Source organism: Bifidobacterium sp. ESL0825 (genome assembly GCF_052606465.1).
Genome location: NZ_CP199589.1, coordinates 2,136,283 through 2,148,793 on the forward strand (window position 1 = coordinate 2,136,283; position 12,511 = coordinate 2,148,793).

At 62.0% G+C, this 12,511-nt stretch carries 13 protein-coding genes and 1 pseudogene; 12 read left to right on the plus strand and 2 right to left on the minus strand.

Going from position 1 to position 12,511, the window contains the following annotated elements; genetic code table 11:
- Positions 1-7: 7 nt before the first annotated feature.
- The 12 genes and pseudogenes from ACUIAG_RS08920 to ACUIAG_RS08975 all read left to right on the plus strand — a co-directional run bounded on the left by ACUIAG_RS08920 (position 8) and on the right by ACUIAG_RS08975 (position 10,388).
- Complete coding sequence (locus ACUIAG_RS08920) at positions 8-790, plus strand: hypothetical protein (protein ID WP_445339722.1); 783 nt, start codon at positions 8-10, stop codon at positions 788-790.
- 79 nt (positions 791-869) lie between these two features.
- The gene (locus ACUIAG_RS08925) at positions 870-1,646 is read left to right on the plus strand and encodes a hypothetical protein (RefSeq protein WP_445339723.1); all 777 of its coding nucleotides are present in this window, start codon (positions 870-872) and stop codon (positions 1,644-1,646) included.
- A 165-nt stretch (positions 1,647-1,811) separates the two neighbouring features.
- A complete protein-coding gene (locus ACUIAG_RS08930; protein WP_313837700.1) occupies positions 1,812-2,375 on the plus strand; it encodes a DUF805 domain-containing protein in 564 nt (187 codons plus the stop codon).
- Between the two features lie 78 nt (positions 2,376-2,453).
- Positions 2,454-2,933: a hypothetical protein gene (locus ACUIAG_RS08935; protein ID WP_445339724.1), complete on the plus strand. Its 480-nt coding sequence runs from the start codon at positions 2,454-2,456 to the stop codon at positions 2,931-2,933.
- A 4-nt stretch (positions 2,934-2,937) separates the two neighbouring features.
- Positions 2,938-3,369 (plus strand): type III secretion system chaperone family protein, encoded by a 432-nt coding sequence (locus ACUIAG_RS08940; RefSeq protein WP_313837697.1) that lies wholly within the window; start codon positions 2,938-2,940, stop codon positions 3,367-3,369.
- Position 3,370: 1 nt separating this feature from the next.
- Positions 3,371-4,675, plus strand: coding sequence for an FHA domain-containing protein (locus tag ACUIAG_RS08945; RefSeq protein WP_445339725.1), 1,305 nt, complete (start codon positions 3,371-3,373; stop codon positions 4,673-4,675).
- Between the two features lie 87 nt (positions 4,676-4,762).
- Positions 4,763-4,907, plus strand: a pseudogene (locus ACUIAG_RS08950) (4-hydroxy-tetrahydrodipicolinate synthase); the annotation flags it as partial.
- Positions 4,908-4,924: 17 nt separating this feature from the next.
- Positions 4,925-5,401: a hypothetical protein gene (locus ACUIAG_RS08955; RefSeq protein ID WP_445340412.1), complete on the plus strand. Its 477-nt coding sequence runs from the start codon at positions 4,925-4,927 to the stop codon at positions 5,399-5,401.
- 21 nt (positions 5,402-5,422) lie between these two features.
- Positions 5,423-6,223 (plus strand): hypothetical protein, encoded by an 801-nt coding sequence (locus ACUIAG_RS08960; RefSeq protein ID WP_445339726.1) that lies wholly within the window; start codon positions 5,423-5,425, stop codon positions 6,221-6,223.
- A gap of 318 nt (positions 6,224-6,541) precedes the next feature.
- A complete protein-coding gene (locus ACUIAG_RS08965; protein ID WP_445339727.1) occupies positions 6,542-7,321 on the plus strand; it encodes a hypothetical protein in 780 nt (259 codons plus the stop codon).
- Positions 7,322-7,560: 239 nt separating this feature from the next.
- Complete coding sequence (dapA, locus tag ACUIAG_RS08970) at positions 7,561-8,472, plus strand: 4-hydroxy-tetrahydrodipicolinate synthase (RefSeq protein ID WP_445339728.1); 912 nt, start codon at positions 7,561-7,563, stop codon at positions 8,470-8,472.
- 62 nt (positions 8,473-8,534) lie between these two features.
- A complete protein-coding gene (locus ACUIAG_RS08975; RefSeq protein WP_445339729.1) occupies positions 8,535-10,388 on the plus strand; it encodes a ribonuclease J in 1,854 nt (617 codons plus the stop codon).
- Positions 10,389-10,474: 86 nt separating this feature from the next.
- Here the strand turns inward: ACUIAG_RS08975 and ACUIAG_RS08980 are convergent, their stop codons facing one another.
- On the minus strand, positions 10,475-11,542 hold the full coding sequence (locus ACUIAG_RS08980; RefSeq protein WP_445339730.1) for a 2,3-butanediol dehydrogenase: 1,068 nt from the start codon (positions 11,540-11,542) through the stop codon (positions 10,475-10,477).
- Between the two features lie 115 nt (positions 11,543-11,657).
- A complete protein-coding gene (locus ACUIAG_RS08985) occupies positions 11,658-12,455 on the minus strand; it encodes a hypothetical protein (protein WP_445339731.1) in 798 nt (265 codons plus the stop codon).
- Positions 12,456-12,511: the final 56 nt, after the last annotated feature.

The window sequence follows — 12,511 nt, forward strand, 5'->3', positions numbered from 1 at the left end:
GTGTGTGATGGCTGTTGGTGTTTCCGGTTCCTTGCGGCTTCCTGCGGGGAGCTCCTGGCTGCAGAGCGCGTCTTCGATCATGTCGCGGGTGGCGGGGTGCGCGCGTCATGCGCCTGCGGGGGAGCGTGCCTTTTCGCGTGCCGGCGTGGTGCGCAAGCTGGCGGTGTACGGGGCGGCCTTCCTGGCGGGGTTTGTGCCGGGCTGGGCCTTCCTGTACGACCAGGAGGAGCAGTGGGTGCGCGACCGTTGTGCGCAGTTCTGCCTGGCGGGCCTGTTCTCCATTTTTGCGATGGCGTGGTTTTTGAGCCGGTTCGAGGGCCGTGGGGGGCGTCCGGGGTTCTGGTGCCTGGCTTTGACGATGCCGCTGATGCCCTGCTGGGGGGTGGCGTTCGGTGCGATTACCGGCGAGCGTCCGGGGGTGATGCGTTGGGTGTTCGTGTCGGTGGCTGTGCTGGTGGTTGCCGGGGTGACCTGGCTGCGGTTCGTGTCGGATCGGGTGCGTGGCCGTGTGGCTGCGTGGGCGGCTTCGGCTGTGTCGTGTGTGCTGCCGTCGTGGATGCTGTGCCTGCTGTCCGGGGGCTCCCCCCTGTCGTGCCTGCCCTGGTGCGTGGCGGTGGGCGCAACCGGAGCCTTGTGGTTTCTGCAGGACCTGTGGGCGATCGACTATTGCGCGGGCGACGACCGTGACGCGGCTTTCGAGTGGCTGGCGGCCTGGGCGCTGATCTTCGACCTGATGACCCTGGTGGCCGCCCTGGCACGCGGCAGCACCGCCGTGCAGGACCAACAATGAGCTTGCCCCGGCTGTGCCGGTCCTTGGCCTGGCGGGCGAAGTGGCGGATTCGAGGCTTTGAGCGGGAGGGTGGTGTGTGATGGCTGGTGTTTCCGGTTCCTTGCGGCTTCCTGCGGGGAGGTCCTGGCTGCAGAGCGCGTCTTCGGTCATGTCGCGGGTGGCGGGGTGCGCGCGTCATGCGCCTGCGGGGGAGCGTGCCTTTTCGCGTGCCGGCGTGGTGCGCAAGCTGGCGGTGTACGGGGCGGCCTTCCTGGCGGGGTTCGTGCCGGGCTGGGCGTTCCTGTACGACCAGGAGGAGCAGTGGGTGCGCGACCGTTGTATACAGTTCTGCTTGGCGGGCCTGTTCTCGGTTTTTGCGATGTGGTGGTTTTTGGGCCGGTTCGAGAGCCGTGGGGGGCGTCCGGGGTTCTGGTGCCTGGCGCTGACGATGCCGATGATGCCCTGCTGGGGGGTGATGTTCGGTGCGATGACTGGCGAGCGTCCGGGGGTGATGCGTTGGGTGTTCGTGTCGGTGGCTGTGCTGGTGGTTGCCGGGGTGACCTGGCTGCGGTTTGTGTCGGATCGGGTGCGTGGCCGTGTGGCTGCGTGGGCGGCTTCGGCTGTGTCGTGTGTGCTGCCGTCGTGGATGCTGTGCCTGCTGTCCGGGGGCTCCCCCCTGTCGTGCCTGCCCTGGTGCGTGGCGGTGGGCGCAACCGGAGCCTTGTGGTTTCTGCAGGACCTGTGGGCGATCGACTATTGCGCGGGCGACGACCGTGACGCGGCTTTCGAGTGGCTGGCGGCCTGGGCGCTGATCTTCGACCTAATGACCCTTGTGGCCGCCCTGTATCGCGGCGGCACCGCCGCACAGGACCAATGAGGGCGTTGCTGGTGAGGGAATCGTCCAGGCTTTTACTGGGCTTAAGGCCTTACGTGAACGATATCTATAGCCGTAATGCAATCTACGCTGGTTGTCGATAATGAAGTTGGTCGCGGCGGAATCTGTTCTGGTTGGCCGCTCGAGTTGTATGGAAGGAAAGGGACCATGGCTATTGCCTTGTTTGAAAATAGACCGCCTCGTGTGGCAGAGATGAAGGGTTTCGAACCCATGTATGACGCTACATTGCGAGAATGCCTGCAGCGGCCGTTCTACCTGTTTGCCCGGGGAAGGGGCAGATCGTGCCGCAAGGAGATATGGGTGTTCTTCATCGTTCTATCAATTGTAGAGCAAGGCCTGAGTAAGGTATGCGGCGGGGGATCTTGGGCTCTCATCCCCCTGGTCTTCGACCTGATCATGGTGGTGCCAGAGTATGCTCTGGAGGTGCGGCGTCTGCATGATTTATTGCTGCCGGGATGGCTGACTTTGATTCCGTACGGACTTATGGTTCCAGCTACGATTGGGCTGGTGAAATCTCGAATGTTGACCATAGGTGGCGGTCCTTTGCTCCTGGCTGTCATCCCGCTGCTCGTGTCGATGGTGATTCAGCTGGTCATCATGTGCACGCCCTCCCGTCATCACCGTCCGTCCTTTGACAACGGGGCAATTAACAACGGGGCAATAGGGGCGGAAGTGAACCAGTCGGGTATGACCCGACCTTGGACTGACTAGCTTGCACGGGTGGATTTATATAAGGAGACTGGAATGACTGATACTGCTGTGGATGTGGAAGGACAGGGAACCGCTGGGATGAGTGTGGATGAGCAATTATTGCAAGGCCTTCCAACTCCCATTGCCCGCATAATACGACTGCTCGCTCAGCGGGGGATACCCTCGTACGTCAATGCCAGCGGCGGTCCTGTACTGGTGCCGCTGGTCGATTGCGGCATTACTTTTGTAATGAGCAAAAGTCTGGATTCCATTGGTTTCACAAGTCTGTGGAGCCGGGGATTCAGCTCCGCCAGGTATCGGGATGCGGTGAATGTCTGTACTGAATGGAACCGATCGGTTGGATATCTCAAGGCCTATGCCACCGAACCTTCCTTGGAGCAGAACCAGGCCGTCAGGATAGCGGGAGTCGGGCAGATCATGTGCGACGAGCGGGATGAGGTACTGGGACAGCGTCTCGATGATTCCATCTATCTGATACAGAATCTTTATGCTTGGGTGAATGAGCAATGCCCGGATCCCATACGCATACCGAATGCACCATACGGAAGAGGGGCATGAACAAATGGAACAGCCGATGAAATCCGTGGTTGACGGGAAGAGAATACAGCAGTGGCTGGATGCCCAAGGTTACCGTGTCGAATATCATGAGCGGGCCTGGATCGGTTTATGGGGGAATATCGTGCTCGATTTCAGTGTACGTGGCGAGCACGATAAGTATCTGGTGGTTCATGGGACTGAGCAGGGCAGTCATCCGAATGGCCAGCATGATTTGCTTGAGGATTGCTGCAATGCCTGGAACCGGTACTATGAGGGGCCGGGCGCCTATCTGCAGAGTTCCGAGAAAGGCCTGGTCTTCCACACGTTGTTCGTGGTGAACTGCCAGGGTGGTATGGATGATGACCAGTTCGATCGCCTGATGAAGTATGCCATGGCGGGTTCGGAAGGTTTCCTTGGCTTTGCCCGGGAGCAGCTGTCGAAGATAAGGATGAGCTAGGGTGAAGTGCAGGGTCAGGCGTGATCGTGCTGCCGGGGCATGCACGCTGGCGGTAAAACCCACCCGGGGTGAAATGCCTGACCTGGCGCTGGCTCAGGTTCTGCTTTCGGGAAGGTATGTGGATTACCTGGTTCCCTTCACTTATGAGGGGGATTTGCGAGAAGCCAGGTTCTACTATGATTTGACCGGAGCCACATCCCTGGACCGTGTTCTGCGGCATGGCATGGCCGCTGATCGGTATGCCGGGGTCCTGCAGGCCATAGGGGATGTGGCGCAGGTGTGCGCAGAGGAGCGCGCAGTTCTGCAGACGGTGCTCTGGCATCAGGATTATATGTACTTTGCCGGTGATGACACGGTTCCGCGATTGATACAGGTTCCCATCATCGATGGGCCCCGCTTCGATGCCAGTCCCCTTTCCCTGCTTTTCAGACTCAGCAAGGTCGATACTGGCACTTTTGGGCATCCGGAGTGGTCTCGGTCGGTTGAGGCGTTCGTGCAAACAAGCAAGGAGTTCGATGCGGATGCCTACCATGCCATGCTGGCATCGATCCTCCCGGCGGGCAGATTCCGGACCCTGCCGGGGGGTGATGGCGCCAGCGCCGAGTCCTCGGGCTCTGAAGCTCGGAGCCAGGTTGGTGCCGGGACGGGCCCATCCGGCGCGGATCCAACCGGGGATCATGCGGGTGAATCCCATGGCGATGAAGATGAGTACTACTCGGAAACGATTCTCAAGCTGCCGGAGGAGGGAGCTACCACGGAGGCTCCCTCTGGGGATCGGGCTTTGGAATCGGATGGCAATCCGAGAATTCGACTTTCGGATGAGGGCAATGATGGGGACACCGTTCTGGGTACGTCCCCTCATCCAGACCGGGATATACGTGGGGCGGATGAAGCCCCCGGCGTTTCCGGCGATGAGGGGCCGGCCAGCCTCAACATGAGTAGGAGGACCTGCTTCCGTGTCACCAGAATCAGGGATGGATACCGGGTGGATTGCAGTCAGGATACGGCCACCATAGGCAGATCCGCCCAGGCTGACATCCATATGGGCGGCAACATGAACGTCAGCAGGATACATGCGCAAATCAGCCGCCTTCCTGGTGGAGGGTTCGAGATAACAGACCGGCATTCCTCCAATGGAACCAGGGTGTCCGGCCGTCTGCTCGCCCCTGGTGAAACTGCGCCTGTCGGCCCCTCGGGCGCTTTCTCTCTTGCTGATTCCGACTTCATAATCGAGGAGCTTGACCGGGAAGGGGCGACGGGATCGTGGAGCGGTTCCCCATCCTCTGGCCTGGGAAGTGGTGTGTGATGGCTGTTGGTGTTTCCGGCTCCTTGCGGCTTCCTGTGGGGGGGGGTCCTGGCTGGAGAGCGCGTCTTCGGCCATGTCGCGTGTGGTGCCGTCGTGGATGCTGTCGATGTGCCGGTGATCTCGGGTGCGGTCCAATGACACGGCGCATACGGTGCGTATGGTGGAGATGATCCAGGAGGCAGGGGCGGATGCGCTGCTGGTGGCTGTGCCCTGCTGTTCGTGGCCTTCCCGGAGGAGGAGCAGCCGGGCGTGGACCTGCTCATGGTCGATTCCACCAACGCCGAGGTCCCCGGCTTGGATGTCATTGCGGATGGATTGGAGGGTGACCAGACAGGGAACCTGCCGGTTTCGAAAAGGGCGGAGGGGGCCAAGTCCTTGGTGGCGGCTTCACCCAAGCATACGGGCATGCCCCTGCTGTTCATGAAGGGATTCGGGCGCGGAGTGTGGTCATCTGCAAAAGCTGCCGGTCTTTATATATATGCGACGTTCGACAACGAGGGGGTTGAAACTCGTTTCCCGCGATGCGGGAAGACCCTCTGTAGGGGACCGCTGCCCGCGGAACCCGTTTCCGTGGTCAAAGAGGATGTAAATGCCTTGAAGTGTCAGGACTATAATCAGGATAAAGGCCGTGCCGGGCGGAAGACGTCGGTGTCTGAGGGCCTTGGTTATTTGAAGCCTTTCTCGCCGATGGCCGGGTCTTTGGGGTCCGTGTTGTCAAGTCTGTAGAGTGAAAGATAAGTGGTGGTGATGTCTGAGTCGAGTGGTGGGCGTGTTGGTGTCGGCGGGGTGTCGGATGGTGCTGGGGATCGGGTTGATGCGTTTGTCCTGTCGTCGATCATGTCGCGTGTGGTCGGGAGCGTCCCGCATGCGCGGCTTGGCGCCGTTGAGTTCTCCTTGGGTGGGGTCCTGTGGAAGACGGTGCTGTACGGGCTGGCCTATGTGGCCGCGTTCGCCTGCGGCTGGTACTTCCTATACGACGACAACCAGGATTGGGTGCGCGGCTGGATAGCCTACTCTGGTTTGCTTGCTTTGTTTTCCGGGTTTGCTGTTCTGATCCTGTTGGGGCGGTATGAGGATGGGAGGGGGCGTCCGGGGCCTTGGTTTGTGGTGTTGTCGCTTCCGTTCGCTCCGGGGTTCGGTGTCGTATTCGGGTCTGTCGGTCGTACCTCTGGTGGCGTGTTCCGGTGGGTCCTGGTGTCGGTGGCTGTGTTGGTGGTTGTTGGGGTGTTGGTGTTTCCGTTGGTGATGCGGCTGGTGCGCAACGGGTTCTTGTCGTGGGCGGCGATGGTGGTGTTGTGTGTGGTGCCGTCCTGGATGCTGGCCAGGGTGACGGGGTCGGCTGGCGCGTCCTTGTTCTGGTGCTGCGTGGTGGGCGTCGTGGGCGCCTTGTGGTTCGTGCTGGACATGTGGGCGATCGGGAAGTGCGCGGGCACGCATCGTGACGCGGCTTTCGAGTGGCTGGCGGCCTGGGCGCTGGTGTGCGATCTGATCGTGCTGATCGCCTCCCTCCTGGGAGCCTCCAAAGATGACGATGATGCCAGCCGATGATGCCGGCTGCGCGGGGAGGGCTGGATCCGTCCGTCCCCTCCGTGGTCAAAGACGATGTCGTACCTTGAAGCGGCGAGTCTATAATCAGGATAAAGGCGGTGTCAGCGGAAGACGCTGGTGTCTGAGGGCCTTGGTTATTCGAAGCCCTTCTCGTCGTTGGCCGGGTCTTGGGGGTCCGTGCTTGCGCAGGAGTAGGACGAACTCCGGCGATGCGGGATGGGAAGAGGCCTGCATGAACGACACTGATATAAGAACGGAATCAACGCTCTGGCGGGTCGAGTGGCGGATTCGATGCTTTGAGCGGGAGGATGGTGTGTGATGGCTGGTGGTGTTTCCGGTTCATTGCAGCTTCCTGCAGGGAAGTCCTGGCTGCAGAGCGCGTCTTCGATCATGTCGCGGGTGGCGGGGTGCGCGCGTCATGCGCCTGCGGGTGAGCGTGCCTTTTCGCGTGCCGGCGTGGTGCGCAAGCTGGCGGTGTACGGGGCGGCCTTTCTGGCGGGGTTTGTGCCGGGCTGGGCGTTCCTGTACGGGGATGAGCAGTGGATGCGCGACCGTTTTGTGCAGTTCTGCTTGGCGGGCCTGTTCTCGGTTTTTGCGATGTGGTGGTTTTTGGGCCGGTTCGAGAGCCGTGGGGGGCGTCCGGGGTTCTGGTGCCTGGCGCTGACGATGCCGATGATGCCCTGCTGGGGGGTGATGTTCGGTGCGATGACTGGCGAGCGTCCGGGGGTGATGCGTTGGGTGTTCGTGTCGGTGGCCGTGTTGGTGGTTGCCGGGGTGACCTGGCTGCGGTTTGTGTCGGATCTGGTGCGTGGCCGTGTGGCTGCGTGGGCGGCTTCGGCTGTGTCGTGTGTGGTGCCGTCGTGGATGCTGTGCCTGCTGTCCGGGGGCTCCCCCCTGTCGTGCCTGCCCTGGTGCGTGGCGGTGGGTGCGGCGGGCGCCTTGTGGTTTCTGCAGGACCTGTGGGCGATCGACTATTGCGCGGGCGATGATCGTGACGCCTCCTTCGAGTGGCTGGCGGCCTGGGCGCTGATCTTCGACCTGATGACCCTGGTGGCCGCCCTGGCACGCGGCAGCACCGCCGTGCAGGACCAGCAATGAGCTTGCCCCGGGATGCTGCTCTCTGCTTATAGGCACGGATCGAACGCACATCGTGGGATGCGGCAGGGTGACCGGGCTGGCTCTGCCATCTGGCTTATGCTACTGGGGACCGTCTCTTTCCCCTCTTGTTGATTGGGCAGGGATTGAGGAGGTTCGGCACACGTTGCTTGTCTAAGACTGACAGTGGGGGAAGGGTGTCGTGAGGGTGATGAGTCCCCGTCTGCAAGTAGCGTTGAAGTATGTCTGAGCTCCAAACCCATCTGTTGGACAAGGCCCCATTCGGGCGGGTCGTGCCGGCCATGGTCACCCCCATGAACCATGACGGATCCGTGGATTACGAGGCTGCCGCCAATCTGGCCCGGACCCTGGTGGCCGATGGGGCCGACGGCATACTGGTCAACGGCACTACTGGCGAATCTCCGGCCACCCACATGGAAGAGAAAGTCGATTTGGTGCGAGCCGTAAAGGCTTCGGTGGACGTGCCGGTCATCTCGGGTGCGGGCTCCAATGATACGGCCCATACGGTTCGTATGGCCGAGATGACCCAGGAAGCCGGGGCGGATGCGCTCCTGGTGGTCATGCCTTACTACTCCAGACCCTCCCAGGATGGGGTTGTAGCGCATTTCAGGTCCGTCTGCCAGTCTGCGGATCGTCCCATTGTGCTCTACGATGTACCCGGCCGCACCGGGTTGCACGTGACTGTGGATACCTACCGTCGTCTTGCCGAATTGCCGCATGTCGAGGCAGTCAAGGATGCCACTGGTGACCTGGCCGCAGTTCCTATCAAGCGCAAGGAGACGGGGCTGATCTGGTATTCCGGTGATGACGGGCTGTACCTGCCCTTCCTGGCCTTGGGTGCCGTCGGCATCATATCGGTCATGGCTCATGTGGCCAGCGGCCCTATGCAGGACTTGGCGACTCGGTTCGATCAAGGCGACCTGAAAGGGGCGCAGAGGTTGTCGACCGCCTTGGCGCCGCTGGTTCAGGCTCTGAACGGCCAAGGGCAGCAGGCGGTAATGGCCAAGGCCGCTTTGAAAGTGGCCGGCGTCTTGGACAGCACGACGATGAGGCTCCCTAATCTTGGGCCTGGCAAGGACCAGCTGATCCAAGCAGAGAAAGGCATGAAGGCCGCAGGGCTGATGCGTTCCTGACAAGCAACTAAGCGTCGCCCCTGTATCAGACGGGGGTACAGATGATAGAAACACAAGTGACAATGGCAAGAAAACAAGAAGAATCAAACACGACCGGCAAGAGCAGAAATCGCCGGTCCTCCTCCAAGAACGGCAAGCAGGGGTCAGGCAGGTCCCGGGGCGAATCCCGCAGCCGCCGCAATGGCGCCATCGCCCGCGGCAAGGGGACCCAGACTGAGCAGCGTCTGGTGGCGCCCCCCAAGTACCGCAAGGGCTCCATGCGCATCGTCCCCCTGGGTGGTCTGGGCGAGATCGGCCGCAATATGAATGTGATCGAGTACAACGGCCACATTCTGCTGATCGACTGCGGCGTGCTCTTCCCCGAGGAGGAGCAGCCGGGCGTGGACCTGATTCTGCCCGACTTCAGCTACATCAAGGACAAGCTGGACCAGGTGGACGCCCTGGTGCTGACCCACGGGCATGAGGACCATATCGGCGGCGTGCCCTACCTGCTCAAGCTGCGTCCGGATATCCCTCTGATTGGCTCCAAGCTGACCCTGGGATTCGTTGATGCCAAGTGTGAGGAGCATCATCTCAAGCCCACCGAGGTAGAGGTCAAGGGCCGCGACAAGCTCAAGGTGGGCCCCTTCAACTTGGAGTTCGTGGCGGTCACCCACTCCATTCCTGACGCTCTGGCCGTCTCCGTGCGCACCCCGGCAGGCCACATCATCGACACTGGCGATATGAAGATCGACCCGCTGCCTTTGGATCACAGGCTGACCGACCTGCGGGAGTTCGCCAAGCTGGGCGAGTCCGGCGTGGATCTGCTCATGGTCGATTCCACCAACGCCGAGGTCCCCGGCTTCGTCAAGCCCGAGATCTCCATCGCCCCCGCCCTGGACAAGGCCTTCGCTGAGGCCCAGCGCAAGATCATCGTGGCCTCCTTCTCCAGCCACGTCCACCGTGTGCAGCAGGTGGTCGACGCCGCCCACAAGTTCGGTCGCAAGGTGGTCTTCGCCGGCCGGTCCATGGTCCGCAACATGTCTATCGCCTCCGACCTGGGCTACCTGCACCTGCCCGAGGACACCGTGGTCGACCTCAAGGATGCCCACAGCATTCCCGATGAGAAGATCGTCTACATGTGCACCGGCTCCCAGGGCGAGCCCATGGCGGCTCTGGGCCGCATCGCCGACGGGACCCACCGTGACATCACCATCAATGAGTTCGACACGGTCATCCTGGCCAGTTCGCTGATCCCCGGCAACGAGCATGAGGTCTACAAGGTCATCAACAAGCTGGTGCGCCTGGGCGCCAAGGTGGTCAACCGCGACAACGCGGCCATCCACGTCTCCGGTCACTCCGACGAGGGCGAGCTGCTGCACTTCTACAACATCGTGCAGCCCAAGTGCGCCATGCCCATCCATGGCGAGAACCGGCACCTGGTGGCCAACGGTCTGATTGCCGTCAAGACCGGCGTGGATCCGCAGAACGTGGTCCTGGCCGAGGACGGCGACGTGGTGGACCTCTACCATGGCCAGGCCGCTGTGGTCGGATCCGTGCCCTGCGGATACGTCTATGTGGACGGCGACTCCGTGGGCCAGCTGACCGACGACGAGCTGGAGCAGCGCCGGATTCTGGGCACTGAGGGCTTCGTCTCCGCCTTCGCCGTGGTCGACACCGAGACCAGCAAGGTCGTCTCCGGCCCCAAGCTCTACCTGAACGCCGTGGCCGAGGACGAGAGCGAGTTCAAGTCCATCAACGCCCAGATTGTCGATCAGCTTGAGGATGCCATGGCCAAGGGCACCACCGGCACCTACCAGCTCCAGCAGATGATGCGCCGCACCCTGGGCGGCTGGATCTCTCGCAAGCTGCACCGCCGGCCCATGATCGTGCCCGTGGTGGCCGACATCGCCACCGACGTGCAGCCGCAGGACTGACGCCACTGCCTGCATACTGATACCGAAGGCTCCGGTCGCCCAGATGGACGGCCGGAGCCTTCAGTGTTATCAGTAAAAGGGAGCGTCTACATGCTCACGATGATCTTGACGTGGTTTTCCGCGTCCTCACGCAGCTGGCGGAAGCCCTTGTCCACGATGTCCTCGACCTTGATCCGGTCGGTGATGAAAGTGGACAGATCGATGTTCCGGTCATGGATGAGCTTGATGGCGTCAGGATGGTCGTTGGCGTATCCCATGGTACCGCGGATGAACTTCTCGCCGAAGCCCAGCTCCTTGGTCAGGTTCAGCGTAATGGGCTTGCCATGCAGGGCTACGACCATGAGTCCGCCGGTGGCCTTCAGGGCCTCCAAAAGCTGGTGGTCGACCGGTTCGGCTCCAGCTGCATCGAAGGCCAGATCGGCCCCGGCTTCGTCGGTCTCGTGGCGGACCCGCTCCGCCAGGTCCTCCTTGCTGGGATCGACCACAATGTCGGCCGAATGGGACTGCAAGGCCTTCTCCTTACGGGCCGAGGAGAGCTCGGACATGATCACCCGGACTCCCTTCGCCCGCAGGATGGTGCCGATGAGCAATCCCACTGGCCCGGCGCCGCCGACCACTGCGGTCTGTCCTTCGTGGGGGTCCATGGCGCGGATGGCGTGGTGGGCCACGGCGAAGGGCTCGATCATGGCAGCCTGATCCAGGGGGATGTCGCCCACAGGAAAGACGTGCTCTGCCGGAACCACGATGTGCTCGCTGAGCCCGCCGCCGCCTCCATTGATGCCGATGCCGGCCAGCTTGTCGCAGTCATTGTAGTTGCCGGCCTTGCAGGCTGGGCATTCGCCGCAGGCGATTTCGGCCTCGACGACCACCGAGTCGCCCACTTTCATGTCAGTGTGCACGTCGTCGGCGATGGCCTCGACGGTACCAGAGATCTCATGGCCGAAAACCACCGGCAGGGTCTCTCCCGTCAGGGGATGGGGATGGTCGGGCGAATTGCCTCCTCCGTTGACTGCTCCGTCGTAGTACAGATGGACATCGGAACCGCAAATGCCGGTGAAGGCGGGGTGGATCTTGATGGTCCCGGGTTTGAGCTCAGGCTCGGGCACGTCCTCCAGACGCACATCTTCCTTGCCGTAGTACATCAATGCTTTCATATCGTATATCCTCTCTGATATGCGTAAAGGTCCTGCATGGACGAAGTTGAATACCCAACATGACATCCTTGCGGGTGGGTGACGCTCCCTCGTTGGAGACCGCCCGATTCTCATATTACCGCTGATATGCAGCCGCAGTAAGGGGAGTTTCGGTAAGGACCTCGCCACTCTGGTCGAAATCGAAGTCGCCCAGCCAGTGTCCGAACCTGCTGGGCCCCTTGCCGCACCAGACCACACAGGCGCTGCGGTCGGCCTGACCGCTCAGCAGACGGTTGGCGGTTCCGGTCACCCTGTCGTTGCCCAGACGGTAGTCCAGGAACTTGCCGTCCCCGTAGTGACGGGCCACCCGCTGACGCTGCTCCTGGTCCAGCACCCGCCATGGGTCGGCGGCGCAGAAGACCCTGGCGGGCAGGTCCTGCTCCGCCGCCTGGATCAGGGCCAGGCCGCCGCCCAGGCTATGCCCGGTAAAGAGGACTCCGCGTTCGGTTCCCGCCTTGCGTCGGGCCAGGTCAAGCGCCTGCTTGGCCAGGATGCCTGCCTGCTGTGTCTGTCCTGGTTCCCCGTTCAGCGGCGGCAGGAAGCAGGTCAGCGCGGCGTGGATGTCATGGCGGGGGTCGTCACGCAGGTTGGTGCCCGCATAGACCACGATCAAATGGGCATAGTCCGGACCGTTCTCCAGACCCTGGGCGGCGATCATCCCTTCGAAGCCGTTTTCGGGGCAGTAGCGGGACCGCAGCACCCAGTAGCTGCCCAGAGCCGGATCCTCGAACCAGTGCAGGCCCGGCCGTGTCTTGGCATCCCCTCGGCCTATCCCGTAGGAATACTGGCAGAGCATGTTGAGCTGCTGTGTGGTAAACCCGGTCCGGACCTGCATGGCGTTCCCTTTCTGCCAGACTCGTGAGGCATCGACCATGACCAACCGCCTGGAGGCCCGACTATTCCCGTCCGGACTGTGCCGTCAGAAAAGAG